The 17169-nt window shown below is 60.0% G+C and carries 14 protein-coding genes; 4 read left to right on the top strand and 10 right to left on the bottom strand.

The window, feature by feature from the left end; translation table 11 throughout:
* Position 1: 1 nt before the first annotated feature.
* The 7 genes from argC to infC all read right to left on the bottom strand — a co-directional run bounded on the left by argC (position 2) and on the right by infC (position 6978).
* Positions 2-1045: an N-acetyl-gamma-glutamyl-phosphate reductase gene (gene argC, locus A37O_RS0104625; protein WP_026196148.1), complete on the bottom strand. Its 1044-nt coding sequence runs from the start codon at positions 1043-1045 to the stop codon at positions 2-4.
* Positions 1046-1112: 67 nt separating this feature from the next.
* Complete coding sequence (gene pheT / locus A37O_RS0104630) at positions 1113-3623, bottom strand: phenylalanine--tRNA ligase subunit beta (RefSeq protein WP_018296326.1); 2511 nt, start codon at positions 3621-3623, stop codon at positions 1113-1115.
* Between the two features lie 23 nt (positions 3624-3646).
* On the bottom strand, positions 3647-4693 hold the full coding sequence (gene pheS, locus A37O_RS0104635) for a phenylalanine--tRNA ligase subunit alpha (RefSeq protein WP_026196149.1): 1047 nt from the start codon (positions 4691-4693) through the stop codon (positions 3647-3649).
* 74 nt (positions 4694-4767) lie between these two features.
* The gene (locus A37O_RS0104640; RefSeq protein ID WP_026196150.1) at positions 4768-5604 is read right to left on the bottom strand and encodes a TrmH family RNA methyltransferase; all 837 of its coding nucleotides are present in this window, start codon (positions 5602-5604) and stop codon (positions 4768-4770) included.
* A gap of 180 nt (positions 5605-5784) precedes the next feature.
* Positions 5785-6171, bottom strand: coding sequence for a 50S ribosomal protein L20 (gene rplT / locus A37O_RS0104645; protein ID WP_018296329.1), 387 nt, complete (start codon positions 6169-6171; stop codon positions 5785-5787).
* A 54-nt stretch (positions 6172-6225) separates the two neighbouring features.
* Complete coding sequence (gene rpmI / locus A37O_RS0104650; protein WP_018296330.1) at positions 6226-6420, bottom strand: 50S ribosomal protein L35; 195 nt, start codon at positions 6418-6420, stop codon at positions 6226-6228.
* Positions 6421-6453: 33 nt separating this feature from the next.
* Positions 6454-6978: a translation initiation factor IF-3 gene (gene infC / locus A37O_RS0104655; protein WP_083912589.1), complete on the bottom strand. Its 525-nt coding sequence runs from the start codon at positions 6976-6978 to the stop codon at positions 6454-6456.
* Between the two features lie 353 nt (positions 6979-7331).
* Here infC and A37O_RS0104660 point away from each other — a divergent pair, with 353 nt between their 5' ends.
* Complete coding sequence (locus A37O_RS0104660) at positions 7332-9209, top strand: DUF2339 domain-containing protein (RefSeq protein WP_169332146.1); 1878 nt, start codon at positions 7332-7334, stop codon at positions 9207-9209.
* Here A37O_RS0104660 and uvrA read toward each other — a convergent pair.
* Positions 9206-12055, bottom strand: a complete 2850-nt coding sequence (uvrA, locus tag A37O_RS0104665) for an excinuclease ABC subunit UvrA (protein ID WP_018296333.1) — start codon at positions 12053-12055, stop codon at positions 9206-9208. The genes A37O_RS0104660 and uvrA overlap by 4 nt on opposite strands.
* 108 nt (positions 12056-12163) lie before the next feature.
* Between uvrA and A37O_RS0104670 the strand changes: the two genes are divergently transcribed.
* From A37O_RS0104670 to A37O_RS0104680, 3 genes are all read left to right on the top strand, one after another.
* Positions 12164-12766, top strand: coding sequence for an MBL fold metallo-hydrolase (locus A37O_RS0104670; RefSeq protein WP_018296334.1), 603 nt, complete (start codon positions 12164-12166; stop codon positions 12764-12766).
* A gap of 98 nt (positions 12767-12864) precedes the next feature.
* On the top strand, positions 12865-13770 hold the full coding sequence (locus A37O_RS0104675; protein WP_018296335.1) for a DoxX family protein: 906 nt from the start codon (positions 12865-12867) through the stop codon (positions 13768-13770).
* A 99-nt stretch (positions 13771-13869) separates the two neighbouring features.
* Positions 13870-16083: a HelD family protein gene (locus tag A37O_RS0104680; protein ID WP_018296336.1), complete on the top strand. Its 2214-nt coding sequence runs from the start codon at positions 13870-13872 to the stop codon at positions 16081-16083.
* Positions 16084-16135: 52 nt separating this feature from the next.
* On the opposite strand, the gene A37O_RS0104685 is transcribed toward A37O_RS0104680, so the two are convergent.
* Positions 16136-16579, bottom strand: coding sequence for a universal stress protein (locus A37O_RS0104685; RefSeq protein WP_018296337.1), 444 nt, complete (start codon positions 16577-16579; stop codon positions 16136-16138).
* Between the two features lie 106 nt (positions 16580-16685).
* Complete coding sequence (locus A37O_RS0104690) at positions 16686-17144, bottom strand: universal stress protein (RefSeq protein ID WP_018296338.1); 459 nt, start codon at positions 17142-17144, stop codon at positions 16686-16688.
* Between the last annotated feature and the right edge of the window lie 25 nt (positions 17145-17169).

The following is a 17169-nucleotide window of genomic DNA, read 5'->3' on the forward strand; positions in this document are numbered from 1 at the left end:
GTTAAGGGGCGACGCCTGCTTGTGGCAGACCAGCAACTTCATCGAAACCGAGCGCAATATTCATGCACTGCACGGCAGCGCCGCCGGTTCCCTTCGTCAAGTTATCAATCGCACTTGTCATCAACAGTTTTCCAGCATTTACATCGGCTTCGACCTGCACGTGGCACATATTCGAACCAACGATGTTCTGGGTCTGAGGCTGAACGCCTTCCGGCAAGAGGTAGACGAATGGCTCGTTTGCGTAGAACTCTTCGTAGACCTTGCGCGCCACATCCGTGGTCACGCCTTCGGCCAGCGGGGCTGTTGCCGTCGTGAGGATGCCGCGTGGCAGTGGTGCCAAAACCGGAGTGAAGCTCACGTTCACGTCCAGATCGGTGACTTCGCTCAGGTTCTGTCGGATCTCCGGGGTGTGGCGGTGCTTGCCCGCGGTGTTATATGCCTTCAGCGAGCCCATGGTTTCCGATCCCAGCAGTGGCACCGATGCCTTCTTCCCCGCCCCAGAGACGCCGGTGACGGACACGAAGGCCAAGTCCGGTTTGATGATGCCGGCTTCGACGGCAGGCATGGTGGCCAGGGTTGCGCCCGTTGGGAAGCAGCCGGGCACCGCTATACGACGAGCTCCTTGGATCTGCTCGCGGTGACCAGGCATCTCCGGAATGCCATACGGCCAGGTGCCCGCATGCGCGGAACCATAGAAGGTTTCCCAATCCTCCGAGTTTTGGAGGCGGAAGTCTGCCGCGCAGTCAATGACCACGACGTCTTCGGGAAGCGCCGCCCCGATTTCTGCGGAGTGGCCGTGCGGTAATCCAAGGAAGACAACATCGTGGCCCGCGAGGGTGTCCACCGAGGTTGTTTCAATCACTCGGTCCGCCAGCTGCGGAAGATGCGGCATAAGCTCGGCGACAGGCTGACCGGCATTCGAGTTTCCGGTCAGCGCGCCGATTTCAAGCTCGCCTGCAAGATATTGCGGATGATTCAACAACAGGCGCAGAATCTCGCCGCCTGCATATCCTGTTGCTCCTGCTACTGCTACCTTGAGTGCCATGAACACACTCTAGCATTTATGCACCCCAATGCAAAGTATGCAGTGGGGTGTGTAGGAACCGCGTGTTTTATGCGCGCATTTCTGCTCCGAAACGAGCCGCCGCGGCTTCCGCAGCCTTGAGACGAGCCTCGGAGGCCTCGTCGTCAGTCAGCGTGCGGTCTTCAGCGCGGAAAAGCAGCTTGAAGGCCAGGGATTTCTTGTTCTCGCCGAGCTGCTCACCACGGAAGACGTCGAAAAGCTCTACCGATTCGAGCAGCTCGCCGGCACCCTCTTCGACGACCTTGCGCACGTGCTCCGCTGGGACGTCCTCGTCCACGACCAGCGCAATGTCCTGGTGCAGCGCAGGGAACGACGAGAGCACAGGTGCTGGGAAACGCTCCTCGAGCGGCAGTGCCGTCAAGTTGATTTCCATCGCGCAGGTGCGCTCCGGCAGCTCGAGGGCCTCGAGGACCTGCGGGTGCAGCTCGCCAGCGTAGCCAACGATCTGATCCCCGACCTTGAGCGCCGCACAGCGACCAGGGTGCCATGGCAGCTGATCTGCGGACTCGAGTTCGAGCTCGACACCAGCGGCACGGGCAACAACCTGCGCCGACTCAATTGCGTCGGACCAGCCATAAGCACGGCCTTCGCCCCACGGACCCTCGAGAACGATGTTGCCGGCGCCGACGGTGGCAGCATGCAGCGGCTGATCCGGCAGCGACTCAATGAGCTCGCGGACCGTCTCGTCGCTTGGGCGCTGCTCCACGCTTGGCATCTCCGAGCGCTCGCCGCGCTTGAACGCGACCTGCTGCACGCCGTAGAGCGAGATGTCGCGGCGACCGCGCGAGACGTTGCGACCTACGGCCTCAAGCATGGAAGGCAACAAGGTGGTGCCCAAGATGGCGTAGTCGTTGTCCAGTGGGTTTTGTACCTTGACCGCGTTACGACGAGGGTCGTCGGCGTCCAGGCCCCACTTATCGAAAGTGTCGTTGGCGATGAATGGGGTGGGCAGAATTTCTACGTAGCCGTTGTAGGCAAGAGCGTGGGTCACTGCGCGACGACGGCGCTGCTCCGGAGACAGGCCACGACCACCCTGTGGGGTAGGCAGAACCAGCGGAATATCGTCTAGGCCCTCAAGGCGCATGATCTCTTCGATCAAGTCCTCCGGCATGGAGAAGTCGGTGCGCCAGGTTGGCGGGGTGACCGAGAGGGTGTCACCGTTGTCTTGGACGGTGCAGCCGACTTCTTCCAGGTTGCCGATGACCGTCTCGCGCGAGTAGTCCACGCCGATCAGCTCGGATGGGTGCGCGGTACGCATCTCAATGGGATCCTGAGCAGGAACCTCACCTATCAGCGTGCGGCCTGCGGAAATGGTGCCGCCCGCAATCTCGACGAGCAGGGCGCTAGCGATATCCAGCGCTACTTCCACGATGGCGGGATCCACGCCGCGCTCAAATCGTCGTGAAGCTTCCGAGCTCAACTTGTGGCGGCGCGAGGTGCGCGCAACCGTGAGTGCGTGCCACGTCGCGGCCTCGAAGTAGACGTCGACGGTGTCGTCGGTGATCTCCGAGGTGGTACCGCCCATGACACCGGCCATGGACTGGATGCCGGCCTCGTCGCAGATGACAACGTCCTCGGCGTTGAGCTCGCGGACGACATGGTCGAGGGTTTCGAACTTCTCCCCTGCCTGCGCGTTGCGGATGTGCAGGTTGCCCTTGACCTGGTTCGCGTCGAAGGCGTGCATCGGCTGGCCAAGCATAATCATGACGTAGTTGGTCACGTCGGTAGCAGCGTTGACCGGGCGGATGCCGGAGAGCATGAGCTCGCGCTGCATCCAGAACGGAGTCTCGGCCTGAGGGTCGATGCCCTCGACCTTGCGCAGACCAAAACGGATGGTCTTGGTGTCTTCGTCAGCGGTAATGTCGATGAGCGACTCGGTGGGCTCAGGTACGCCTGCGAGGTCGAAACCTGCCACTGCTGGATCCAGCGCGAGGTCGCCGAACTTCAGGTCGAAGGCGGAAGCCACCTCGCGGGACAGGCCACGAGCAGACAGAGCGTAGCCGCGGTCCGGGGTGACGTTGACGTCGAAAATAGTGTCGTCGAGCTGGAGGGCGGCGCGGGCATCCTCGCCGGGCTGGCCATAATCGTCGCTAAGCGTGATGATGCCCGAGTTCTGCTTGTCGGTGAAGCCGAGCTCCGCCGCCGAACAGATCATGCCGGCCGAGATGTGGCCGTAGGTCTCACGCGCGCCGATGGCGAAGCCGCCTGGCAGGACAGCACCTGGCAGGGCGACGACGACGAGGTCGCCTTCCTTGAAGTTGCGCGCACCACAGATGATGCCCTGTGGCTCGCCGGTGCCGTTGGCCTGGCCGACGTCGACCTGGCAATAGCGGATGGGCTTCTTGAACTCGGTGAGCTCCTCGATGTTGCTCACGCGACCGAAGACGAGGGTGCCGGTGGTTTCCTCAATCTTCTCGTAGCCCTCGGTTTCGAAGCCGACGCGCACGAAGCCCGCGTCGAGATCCTCGGAGGAGACGGACCAGTTGTCGTTGCCGCCTGAGCGAAGCAGGCCGGTCAACCAATTTTGCGAAATAAGCATGTGTTTCTAAGTCTCCTTAACCCTTAAGCCTGCACACCGAATGGAACGGTGAAACGTACGTCGCCTTCAACCATGTCGCGCATATCCGTCAAACCATTGCGGAACTGCAGCGTGCGCTCGAGGCCCATGCCGAATGCGAAACCGGAATACTCGGTGGGATCCACACCCACGGCGCGCAGAACGTTGGGGTTGACCATGCCGCAGCCGCCCCACTCAATCCAGCCGGCGCCGCCCTTCTTGTTCGGGAACCAGACGTCCACCTCTGCCGATGGCTCGGTGAATGGGAAGTAGTTGGTGCGCATACGGGTCTTGGTCTCAGGGCCGAAAAGCACCTTGGCCAGGTGATCCAGGGTGCCGCGCAGGTGAGCCATGGTCAGGCCCTTATCTACTGCCAGGCCTTCTACCTGGTGGAAGACCGGAGTGTGAGTGGCATCCAGCTCGTCGGTGCGGAACACGCGACCAGGACATGCGATGTAGAGCGGCACATCACGAGAAAGCATAGTGCGCACCTGCACCGGCGAGGTGTGCGTGCGCATGACCTGCTGCGAGCCCTCCTCACCGATATAGAAAGTGTCCTGCAGCGTACGAGCCGGGTGATCCGGGATGAAGTTCAACGCGTCGAAGTTGAAGTACTCCGCCTCAACCTCGGGGCCCTCCTCGATTTCCCAGCCCATACCGATGAAGATGTCGGCAATGTTCTCGCTGAGCGTGGTGATCGGGTGCATTGCGCCCTGCGACTTGCGTGCCGTAGGCATAGTCACGTCGACCTTCTCAGCCTTCAGCTGCTGCGCGCGGTGCTCTGCCTCTCGCACCTCGAAGACCTGCGCGAAGTGCTTTTCCACCTTGCCGCGCGCCATGTTGACCATCCGGCCAGCATCCTTGCGCTCGTTCTTGGGCAGCGAGCCCAGCGCACGGCGAGCCTGCGAGATAAACGCCTGCTCCCCCAAATGGTCGCGCTTGGCCTGCTCCAGCTGAGCCAAGTCCTGCGCCGCATCAAAAGCCGCGATGGCAGCGTCCGCTGCCTGGTTCAACGACTCTTCCGTCAACACGATTTCGGGAGTGTCAGACACGCTCTTTGTCACCCGAGCCCTTCTGTGAATAGTAGCTAAATTTTCAACTCAACCAGCATACCCGGTCGGTTCGACTATTTTTCGTCGGTGCTGATGTTTTGGTTGCCGTAATGCGCCTTGGAGGATTCCCACAGGCACATCGCGGCAGCCGTAGCCAAGTTCAGCGACTCCGCCGAACCGTGGATCGGGATGGAGACTTGGTAGTCCGCGAGCGCCAGAATGTCCTCGGGCAGGCCGTGTGCCTCGTTGCCGAACAGCCAGGCGGTCGGCTGGCTAATGAACTCCCCTGGTTCAGCCAGGCTGACCTCGCCATCCATGGTGGTCGCTGCGATCTTCAGGCCCTTCGCCTTGAGCTGACCAATCACACCCTTGATGTCCTTCTCACGCGCCACCGGCACATGGAACAGCGAGCCCGCGCTCGAGCGCACCACCTTCGGCGACATCGGATCCACGGAGTCCCCGGCAAAAATGCAGGCGGTTGCACCCAGTGCGTCGGCCATGCGGATCAGGGTGCCCGCGTTGCCCGGGTCGTTGGTTTCCACGCCCACAGCCACGAAATTCGTCCGCGACTTCAGAATCGCGCCGGTAGTCCAGGTCACAGGCTTGCAGAGCGCGAAAATACCGGTGGTATTCACCGTGTCCGAAAGGTGCTCGGCCGCCTTGTCCGTGATGGCGTGCGTGTACACGTCCATATAGTTCGCGGTGGTCACGATGTCCGCGAACCGCTCCGCCGCTTCCTCGGTGACGAAGAGGTCGGTCGCGGCACCGGTGGAAACCGCAGCCTCGACGGCGTTCTCCCCCTCTGCCAAGAACTGATTCGCTTTACGACGAGCTGCCGCCCGCTGCAATTTCGCCGCATTCACGATTCTCGGGGTGCGCTCGGTGAAGGGTTGCTCAAAATCTAAGGCCATGGCGTTCATGCTAGCAGCGGGGTTTCCGGTGCCCCTCCTGGTATCGACCAATTCGCTGTCTGGGCGAGGTTTCCCGGATCGAAACCCAAATCAGTCGATACCATCCCCGGAAAAAATAAAAAACCACCCGCCCCGGAAACCTAATTCCAGGACGGGTGGTTAAAAACCAAGCAGAAGTGCTTATGCAGCAGCCTTAGGAGCGTTAACATCCTCTGGCAGTGCAGCCTTTGCAGCCTCGCAGATTGCGGAGAACGCAGCGAAGTCGTTGACTGCGAGCTCAGCAAGGATCTTGCGGTCGACATCGATCTCAGCCAGCTTCAGGCCGTGGATGAGACGGTTGTAGGTGATGTCGTTCATGCGAGCTGCAGCGTTGATGCGCTGGATCCAGAGCTTGCGGAACTCGGACTTACGGGCGCGACGATCGCGGTACGCGTAAGTCATGGAGTGCAGCCACTGCTCCTTGGCCTTACGGTACAGGCGGGAGCGCTGACCGCGGTAGCCCTTAGCGGACTTCAGAATCGCGCGACGCTTCTTCTTGGCGTTAACTGAGCGCTTGACACGTGCCACAGTTGTACTTCCTTACTGTCTAAAAGTTCTTATTTGGATGTGCGGGCGCGAAAATTATGCGCGGCCCAGGAGCTTCTTGATGCGTGGCACGTCAGCCTTCGCAACAGGTGCGTCGCCCTTGAGCTGACGAACGCGCTTGGAGGTCTTGTGCTCGTTCAGGTGCTTCTTGCCAGCCTGGTAGCGGCGCAGCTTGCCGGAACCGGTTACTTTGATGCGCTTAGCGGTGCCCTTGTGGGTCTTCTGCTTCATGATCTAAACCCTTCAGAGTTTGGAAAAGGTGGTCTACTGCTTGCCCTTTTTGCTGGTGGGGCCAAGGACCATGGTCATGTTGCGGCCGTCCTGCTTAGGGCGGGACTCGACGACCGAAAGATCCTTAACGTCATCAGCCAGACGCTCGAGGAGACGGTAACCGAGTTCGGGACGCGATTGCTCGCGACCTCGGAACATGATTGTGACCTTGACCTTGTTGCCCTTTTCAAGGAAGCGAACAACGTTGTTCTTCTTGGTCTGGTAGTCGTGCTCATCGATCTTGGGACGGAACTTCTGTTCCTTCACCACGGTCTGCTGCTGGTTCTTACGTGACTCGCGGGCCTTCTGGGCCTGCTCGTACTTGTACTTGCCATAGTCCATGATCTTGGCTACGGGCGGCTTGGCGTTTGGAGCAACCTCGACTAGATCAAGATCTGCGTCGTAGGCAAGCTTACGAGCATCGTCGGTACGGACAATGCCGACCTGCTCGCCGGATGGGCCGACGAGACGAACTTCAGGGACACGGATTCTTTCGTTGATCCGAGCTTCAGCGCTGATGAGAACTCCTCAGTTAAAAGACAATTAGTTTATTCGCTACCAGTTGCCGCACCTAGAGTTACACACACAAAAAACCCGCTTGCTCGTTTGTGAGCAGCGGGAGTTCTTCCAAACACTAGTACCCCCTCAAACGAGGTGTACCGTGTATTTGACCCGTTACCAACCGAATCGGCGGCATGGGGTGGGAGTAACTCCACTTGCGTCCCTGGCACCTGGAAAAGTGCTTTGGGCGGTAGTGGGGATAATGCTAACAGATGGCTCGCCAGATCCAAAATCCGTACTTCCAGCACAATCTGGCGCGGTGGCAGATAATGAACTCAATCACCATTCAACGGCGGAAGGCATCCAGCACCATGAGTACGGATTCACCCCACCAAAGGCTCGTGTTGGCCGAAGCCCGCGAGAGCCTCAACCAACTCACATCGGCTACGGTACGCACACAGAACGTGATCGTCGAACTCGAGCGACTCATCCGCTCGATGGAGGCACCACAAACGCAGACACCACAACAGGCACAGCAGGAACCGCAGCGTGTCCTCGGTGTGGCCACGCATCGGCTTAACGACGATGCCCCTGCCCCGCCCCAGCAACACCCAGTACCGCGGGTGGTGTTGAAACAGACAGGCTTTCGTCGTCAAGCAGCGCCGCAGGCCAAGCAACCTTTGACTACCGAGCAAATCATTGTGCGCGTCATTGCCGTCCTCGGCACGATTATTACGGTAATCGGTGTCGGGCTGGGCATCACGTTGGCCATCCAGAATGGGCTCCTGGGCCCGCTCGGTCGAGTGATTCTCGCCGTTCTCCTGTCGGTTGCACTCTTTATTGGGGGGCTGATCGTCGAGCGGAGGACCTCGGCAACGGCCGGGTCGACCGCGCTCTATGCGACGTCGTTTTTCGTCGCTGTTGTCACGATCATCGGGCTTGCGAACTGGCTCGCGTGGTGGACACCTGATCAAGCGAGCGTGGTGCACCTGGTGCTGTTTATTGGATTTGCGGTGTTCGCCCGAATGCGGCGCAACTCTATGCTTGCTGTGGCCATGGGCATCGGTGCGATTTTTTACCTGGGCTACTTCCTGTTTGCGAATGGTTCGCTCACTATGGTGTCGCTCGCTACCCCGTCGATATTACTATTGACCTCCCTTCCGCAGAACCGCCGAGTGATTCTTCCTGGCGCGCAGCATGTTCGGATGGCTGCTTCGGCGCTTGCGGTCGTGAATTCGCTCTATGTAATCGGCACCCGAGGCCTCGACACGATTCTGTGGGTAGTCGCGATCGTCGTCTATGCACTCCTCGCAGTATTCATTGAAGCGCGTTCCCCACAGCCTCGTACGCAGTTGCTGCAGCTCACCCTCATTCCTTTGGCCCTGCTGCTCATCGGCGCGGGCTTCAGCACTGGATGGGTGGGCTGGCTGATTCCGCTGACAACCGCAGCGGGCTACGTCATTATCCAACGGGTCGATACGTCCAACCCACTGCACAAGAATCTCTGGGAACAGTCGGTGGCCTGGCTCTGCTTCGGGGCGCTGTCTCTGCTGGCGCTCTACGTGACATTCGCGGATGAACACGTCAATCCGGAGATTCGCCACTTCCTGGTGATCGCACTCTTCGCGGCCGGATTCTTCGCCGTGACATGGGAACTTCGTTCGCGCCCGAGCTATCGCAATATTGTGTGGCCGGCGTGGGCTGGTGTGGCAATTTTCCTTACCAACGACCTCTTGCCAGTTCTCACCGGAAGCGCCGTCCGCGAATTGACTAGCCCTGAGATCCTGTTCCAAGCACTGGGCTTCGCGCTTATCCTCGTCGTGGCCTTCCTGCATCGCGAGTCGTTGCAGGGCATTCCGTCGGGGATTCTCATGGTCCTCGGCATCGTCGCCTTGTATCTCTACATGGTGGTCATGGTGACCGTGTCGACGTTCCTTTTCGAACTCGCCGGCGACCAAGCTCCGTTGGGATTCGTCGTGGGCCACGCGATTGTCTCGGTGTCGTGGATCCTGCTTGCGGCGTGGGTGCTGCTGTCGAAGCGCTTCCTTAAAAACAATCGCAGCCTGACCGTCGGGCTGGTGCTTGCGATCGCGGCCGCGCTGAAGCTGGTGTTTTTCGACCTCTCGTCTATCGATGGGATCGCGCGGGCGGTCGCGTTTACGCTCTCCGGCATCTTGTTGATCACCATCGCGACGATCCGGGTCCGCCTGAGCGCACGGACCCGTGAGGCCCCAGTAGAGAATTCCTAGAGCATTTCTTTCAGGTACTTGCCCGTATAGGAGCCCTCGACTTGGGCCACATCTTCCGGAGTTCCCTGGGCCACCACGGTGCCGCCACCGTTGCCGCCTTCGGGGCCCATGTCGACGATCCAGTCAGCACACTTGATCACGTCGAGGTTGTGCTCGATCACGAGCACTGAGTTGCCCTTGTCTACCAGGGACTGCAGCACCATCATCAGTTTCTGTATGTCTTCGAAGTGCAGGCCCGTGGTGGGCTCGTCGAGGATATAGATGGTGCGACCGTTGGAGCGTTTCTGCAGCTCCGCGGCAAGCTTCACGCGCTGCGCTTCGCCGCCGGACAGCGTGGTGGCTGCCTGGCCGAGGCGAACGTAGCCCAGGCCCACGTCGACAAGCGTGGCCAGGTAGCGGTGGATCGACTGGATCGGTTCGAAGAAGTCGGCCGCCTCACTGATCGGCATGTCCAGAACTTCCGAAATGTTCTTGCCCTTGTAGCGCACCTCAAGGGTTTCGCGGTTGAAGCGCGAACCGTGGCAGACCTCGCACGGAACGTAGACGTCGGGCAGGAAGTTCATCTCGATCTTGATCGTGCCGTCACCGCGGCAGGCCTCGCAGCGCCCGCCCTTGACGTTGAAGGAGAAGCGTCCGGCCTTGTATCCGCGGACCTTGGCCTCCTGGGTTTCCGCAAAGAGGTTGCGGATCTTGTCGAAAACACCCGTGTAGGTTGCCGGGTTCGAGCGCGGGGTGCGACCAATCGGCGACTGATCCACCTGAACCAACTTGTCCAAGTTGTCCATGCCCTCGACCTTTTTCACGCGCCCCGGCACCTGCCGCGATCGGTTCAGAGTGTTCTGCAGGGTTTTCGCCAGGATCTGGTTTACCAGCGTGGACTTACCCGAGCCGGACACGCCGGTCACAGCGACGAGCAAGCCGAGTGGGAGCTCCACGTCGATGTTGTCCAAGTTGTTTTCGCGGGCACCAATGATCTTCAGCTTGCGCTCGGGATCCACCTGCCGACGCGTCTCCGGCACCTTAATCTTCTTGCGCCCAGCCAAGTAATCGCCAGTGACGGAATTAGGAGCCTCCAAAATGCCTTGGGGTTCGCCCTGGTAAATCACCTCGCCACCGTATTCACCGGCGGCCGGTCCGATGTCGATGAGCCAGTCCGCCTCGCGGATGGTGTCCTCGTCGTGCTCGACGACGATGAGCGTATTGCCCAGGTCGCGGAGCTTCTTCAAAGTACCAATGAGGCGCTGGTTGTCACGCTGGTGCAGGCCAATCGACGGCTCGTCCAACACATACATCACGCCAGCCAGACCGGAGCCGATCTGGGTAGCCAGGCGGATACGCTGGGCCTCGCCGCCCGAGAGCGTTCCCGCCGAGCGGTCCAGCGAGAGATAGGTCAGGCCGACATCGATAAGGAAGTGCAGGCGCGCCTGCGTCTCCTTCAATACGGCACCGGCGATCATTTCCTCGCGGTAGCCCAGCACGAGGCTGTCCAAGAACTCGGAAGCATCAGCCACCGACAGAGCGGTGAGACCCGCGATGGACTTCTCCCCATGTGTGGTCGAATTCAGGCGCACCGCAAGGATCTCCGGCTTCAGGCGTGTTCCGCCACAGGTCGGGCAGGCAACCTCTCGGGTATACGCCAGGTAGCGCTCCTTCGCAGCATCGGTATCCGCGTATTCCAGCTTCCGGCGCAGGTACCCCATGACACCCTCGAAGGCCGAGTTGAAGTTGCGCTGGCGGCCATAGCGGTTCTTATACGTCACGTGGACTTTAGTATCCGAGCCCTCCAGCAACGCCTTCTGCTCAGACTTCTTCAGCGAGGAGAACGGCGCTTCGGCGTCAAAGCCCATCTCGGTGGCCAAACCACCAATCAGCTTGGAGAAGTAGCTCTTATTTGGGCTGGAGTTCCAGGGCTGGAACGCGTCGATCGCCGGGGCATCCGGATCGGGCACGATCAAATCCGCGTCCATCTCGGTGCGCGTACCCAAGCCATCACAGTCCGGGCAGGCACCGAAGGGGGCGTTAAAGGAGAAGGAACGTGGCTCGTAAGAATCAATGTTCAGGGTGTGCCCATTGGGACAGGCCATCTTCTCGGAAAAAATGGCGTAACGCTCCTCAGAGTCCTCCGGCTCGTCAACAAACTCGATCACCACAAGTCCATCAGCGAGTCGCAGCGCGGTCTCCACCGAATCCGTCAGTCGCTGCTTCTGACTCTCCTTAACCTGCAGACGGTCCACGATCACATCAATATCGTGCTTGATCTGCTTCTTCAGCGTCGGCGGCTCGGAAAGCTGGTAAATCTCCCCATCCACCTTCGCACGCGAGAAGCCCTGCGATGCCAAGTCCTTGAACAGGTCGACGAACTCGCCCTTGCGCTTGCGCACCACGGGCGCGAGCACCTGGAACTTCTTGCGTTCCTCCATGGACATGACCTGATCCACAATCTGCTGCGGAGTTTGGCGCTCAATCACCGCATCGCACTCAGGACAGTGCGGCGTACCGGCACGCGCGTAGAGCAGACGCAGATAGTCATAAATCTCGGTGATGGTACCCACAGTTGAGCGCGGGTTCCGGTTCGTGGACTTCTGGTCAATAGACACCGCCGGCGAGAGACCATCAATATAGTCCACGTCAGGCTTATCCATCTGCCCCAAAAACATGCGCGCATAGGAACTCAGGGACTCAACATACCGGCGCTGGCCCTCAGCGAAAATAGTGTCAAAGGCCATCGATGACTTACCGGAACCGGACATACCGGTGAACACGACCATTTTGTCGCGAGGCATCTCAATATCAATGTTTTTGAGATTGTGTTGGCGCGCACCGCGCACAATGAGCTTGTCAGCCACGAAGTAGGTATCCCTTTCCGGATAATAAACCGTGTTAGAGCATTCAATTGTCGAACATACCAGCGAGCAATCAATTCGCGCCAACCAAGTTCGCGTATCCTCGCAATCATGAACCAGACCTTTACATTGCACCACGTCTCCGTCGGCAAGATGGACAACAATAGCTACCTCCTCGCCGCCGGAGAGCAGGGATTGCTTATCGACGCCCCGACCGATGCGGATGCACTGTTGCAGATGGCGGAGAGCGCTGGGGGGAAGGTGACGGATGTGCTGACCACGCACCGTCACCACGACCACGTCGGCGCGCTCAAGGAAGTTCTCGAGCGCACAGGCGCCACCCACTGGGCGTCCTTCTTAGACTCCCCCGCTCTGCCAGCTCCCGTCGACCGTGAGCTAAACCACGGCGACACCTTAACCTTTGCAGGCCAAGAGATCCCGGTGATCATCCTGCGCGGACACACCCCGGGTGGCGCGTGCCTGCCCATCGAGATCGACGGTGTGACCAACATCTTCGTCGGCGACTCCATCTTCCCCGGCGGCCTAGGCAAGACAGCTTCCGAAGGTGACTTCGTGCGCCTCTACAACGACGCCAAAACCCGCGTTTTCGACGAGTACAGCGACGAGACCATTCTCTGGCCGGGCCATGGAAAAAACACCACGATCGGCACCGAGCGCCCGCACCTGCCGGAATGGTGGGAGCGTCGTTGGTAAAATCGGTCTACAGTAGTAGGGAGTACCGAATGGCGATTCCAGTATAATATATTTATGGATCGCTCATCATTATCGATTGAAAAGGACTGATGCTTCAAATGATTCGTAAGATTGCACGTCCCATGCTCGCCTCTGTGTACGTAGCGGACGGCGTGGATACCCTCGTGAACACCTCCAGCCACATTGAGTCCTCCGAGCGTTTCCTCAAGCAAATGCGCACCGTGCTGCCAGCAAGCTACGCCACGAAGGTTCCTAAGGACCCTCAGCTGGTCGCCCAGGTCATCGGCGGCACCAAGGTCGGCGCCGGCGCACTGTACGCACTGGGCAAGGCTCCCCGCGTTTCCGCTGGTCTTCTGGCTGCAACCGCAGTGCCTACCCTGCTTGGTCGCCACGCATTCTGGGATGCGGACACTCCCGAGGAGAAGGCATCTCGTCGTAACGGTGCTCTCACCAACGTTGCACTGCTTGGCGGCCTCTTCCTCGCTACCGCGGATACCGCGGGCAAGCCAGGACTGAAGTGGCGCACCGAGAAGGCTGCGAAGAACGTCAACGCCAAGGTCCAGGCAGCGCTGCCAACCCAGTCGGAGTCCGAGAAGGCTCTGGACCAGGCCACCAACTGGATCCAGGACACCACCGACAAGGTGACCACCCAGGCGCAGACCGCTGGCCAGCAGGTTTCGGACTATGTCGACGAGAACAAGGACGACTGGATCGACACCGCTTCCAAGCTCGTGGACACCGCAGTGGACACCACCGCAGGGTGGCTGGGCACCGCCCGCGACACCGCTTCCGAGTGGCTCGATGATGTGAATCAAGACACCAAGAAGGCTCGCAAGGGTGTAGTGAAGCAGGCGAACAAGGCGCAGAAGAAGGCCGACAAGGCCCTGTCTAAGGCCGAGAAGAAGTCTGGTCGCGCAGCTAAGGCTGCTGGTAAGAAGGCCGATAAGTTGCAGTCTCGCGCGGAGAAGGCGATTACCAAGGCGAAGAAGAAGATCGACAAGTAAGATTCTCCCTCTACTCGGGCTCGCGGTTGCTGCCGCGAGCCCGAGCTTTGTTTTTGTTAGAGTTGTGGGTCAGCCATATTTCCAAGGAGGTCGCCTTTCGTGGGCACAGACTTAAGCACCACGTCCAGTGATGCACACGAGATCGCGCAGGAACAAGCCTACGTAGATACACTTTTCGCCCACCTCGATCAGGAAGTGGACCGCGCCCGGACCCGCCTCGAGGAGGTCCAGGCCGAAGTGGACCCAGATAACCCGGATTCCGACGCGCTTGTGCGCCGCGAAACCGAGTATCACGGCCTGAATGCGAAGTTGGACACCCTCACGGTCGCCGAGATCGGCCTCGTCTTCGGCCGCATCGACATCAACGAAGCCGGCGGCGAGAATCCCGTCCCCGGCCGGCCCGACCTTGATCGGCGCTACATCGGACGCATGGGTATCGACGATCGCGACGATCATTACCGCACCCTCCTGCTCGACTGGCGCGCCCCCATGGCCCGCCCGTTCTACCTGGCCACCACCGCACACCCCGAGGGTGTGGAGCTGCGCCGCCAGATCCGCACATCCGGGCGCGAGGTTACAGGCATTGACGACGAAGTCCTCTCCGGCGTGGTCAGCGACGAACCGACCGCGGATGTTAGCTCCGAGGCTGCCCTGCACCGTGCGATGAACGAAGCCCGCACCGGTCACATGACTTCGATTGTTGAGACGATTCAGCGCGAGCAAGACGAGATTATTCGCGACGATACCCGCGGCGTCCTCGTCGTCCAGGGCGGCCCCGGCACCGGCAAAACCGCGGTTGCGCTGCACCGCGTCGCCTACCTGCTCTATACCTGGCGCGACCAACTCGCTCGCACCGGCGTGCTCATCGTCGGCCCGAATAAGACCTTCCTCGACTACATTTCGCGAGTTCTTCCCGAGCTCGGCGAGACCGGCGTGGTGCTCACCACCATCGGCGAGCTCGTTCCGGGACTTACCCCGGAGGGCACCGAGTCCCTGCTGGGTCGCGAGATCAAAGGCTCAGAGGAAATGGTCACCATTCTCAAGCGCGCCGTCCAGGAATGGGAGACGCTGCCCGAGAAGACCGAGCGTTTTATGGTCGGCTCGATCGAGTTGGAGGTCACCGAGGCGCTGGTGAAGAAGGCCCGCACTCGCGCCCGCCGCTCCCGCAAGCCGCACAACCCGGCCCGCGCTGTCTTCGCCGAGGAGTTCACCAACCTGCTGGCGCTGCAGCTGGCCGACAAGATTGGTGCTGACCCGCTCGGCGGCGAGAACCTGCTCTCAGCTGCCGATATTGATCAGCTCCACGATGATCTGGCGGAGGAAAAGGCGGTGCAGGGGCTCGTCGATAAGTTCTTTCCGGAGCTTGACCCCTTCGATGTCCTCGATCACCTGCTCACCGATCGCGAGGCAATCGCGGCCGTCGCGGGCGACTATGACGAGGACACGCAGGACGCGCTGTATCGCGAGCCGGGTTCGGCGATGACGGCGTCGGATGCGGCGCTTATCGACGAGCTCTCGGTGCTCATTGGTGTCGCCGACCCCGAAGAGCAGCGTAAAAAGGAAGAGAAAGAGTGGCGTCAGCAGGTCGCCGAGGCCGAGGATGCGCTGGATATTTTGTCTTCCTCGGAGGCCACGGATAACGACGATGACCAGTTTGAGGCCGAGATTTTGTCGGCGCACGACGTGATTGATGCGGAGACGTTGGCGAGCAGGCAGCAGGAACGCGATGTGCGTTCGACGGCGCAGCGTGCGCGTGAGGATTATCGCTGGGCGTACGGTCACGTCATTGTCGACGAGGCCCAGGAGCTTTCCCCGATGGAATGGCGCATGATTTTCCGGCGCTCGCCGTCGCGGTGGATGACGCTGGTGGGCGATACCGCGCAGACCTCGTCGCCCGCAGGTACCGACGATTGGTCTGCTGCTTTGGAGCCGTACGTGGGTACGCGCTTTGCGCACCACGAGCTGACGGTGAACTATCGCACTCCGAGCGAGATCATGGAGCTGGCGAATCAGATCCTGGCCGTGATCGACCCAGACGCGAAGCCGGCGCAGGCGATCCGCTCGACGGGCGAACCAGTGCGGTATCTGGACAGCGGCACCTCGCCGGAGTCAATCGCGTTTGACGACGATCGCTTGGTCGCCGTGATCACCGCGGACAATGTCAGCGAGGTCAAGGGTCTGGAGTTCGACCACGTTGTGGTGGTGGAGCCTGCTGAGATTGTTGGGGCTTCGCCGCAGGGGTGGCAGGACCTCTACGTCGCGGTCACGCGCGCGACGCAGACGTTGACGGTGATTGGGCCATTGGAGTTTTAGATGCAAAAAGGCCCTCGTCGTAAATGAAGAGGGCCTTACGGTGCTGCGTGAATTAGTTCACGGTGTGCACAATCATGACATCGCAATCCGACTGACGAGCAACGTCAGCTGGAACGGAGCCGAGGAGGCGGCCGGTCAGCGAGTTAATGCCGCGGTTACCAACAACAAGAAGGTCTGCGTTGTTGTCGTTGACGATTGCCATCAGGGCGTCCACTGGGGTGCCTGGGCGAACCGCGGTTTCGATGGTGGTGGCACCGGACTCGCGAGCAACCTCGGAAGCTGCCTTCAGGTTCTTCTGCGCGGTTTCGTCGCCCAAGATGGTGACGGAGTCCTGGCGCACGGTCTTCGAAACGTCGTCTTCGGTTTCGTAGTAAGCACAACCGATGATGAGAGTTGCCTCGAATGCTGCTGCAATCTTCGCAGCTCGCTCCACTGCAAGAAGGGAAGACTTAGATCCGTCGGTGCCAACAACAATCGACTTGTAGTAACTGCTCATAATTTCTGTAGACCTTTCAATTGAACTCGCGGATGCACGTGTGGGTTCACCTCGCTGAACCCACGAAGTATGTGTGGTTACCTATTCTAGCAACACAGATTGCCGTTTAGTCGTCACTTTCGGACGAAGTATCCACGATCATGACATCGCATTTCGACTGTCGGGCAACTCCAGTCGGGATATTTCCGAAAACTCGGCCGGATAGGGAGTTCACTCCCCTGTTACCTACGACCAACAGATCAGCACTGTGATCACGGACCGATTCCACCAAGACATTGACCGGGGATCCAGCCTTCGCAATCAAGCGAACATTCTCCGCTGACTCCTCGGCAGCAATCACGCCGGCCTTCTCCAGGTACTCCTCCGCGCGAGAATCGCTAACGACAGGAAGAGTGGAGTACTCAGAGGTGGGAGAATTCAGAAGCGAACCCGTGGTGTTGTAATAAGCGCAGATGACCAAGAGCTCTGCGCCATAAGCTCTTGCCAGGCTGGCGGCCGAACGTACCGCTAAATACGAAGATGCGGACCCATCCGTACCCACGATGATCGTATTGTAAGAATGCATCGAAAGCTTCCTTTGCTCGAGATAG

Source organism: Corynebacterium lubricantis DSM 45231, from assembly GCF_000379425.1.
GTDB classification, from domain to species: Bacteria; Actinomycetota; Actinomycetes; order Mycobacteriales; family Mycobacteriaceae; genus Corynebacterium; species Corynebacterium lubricantis.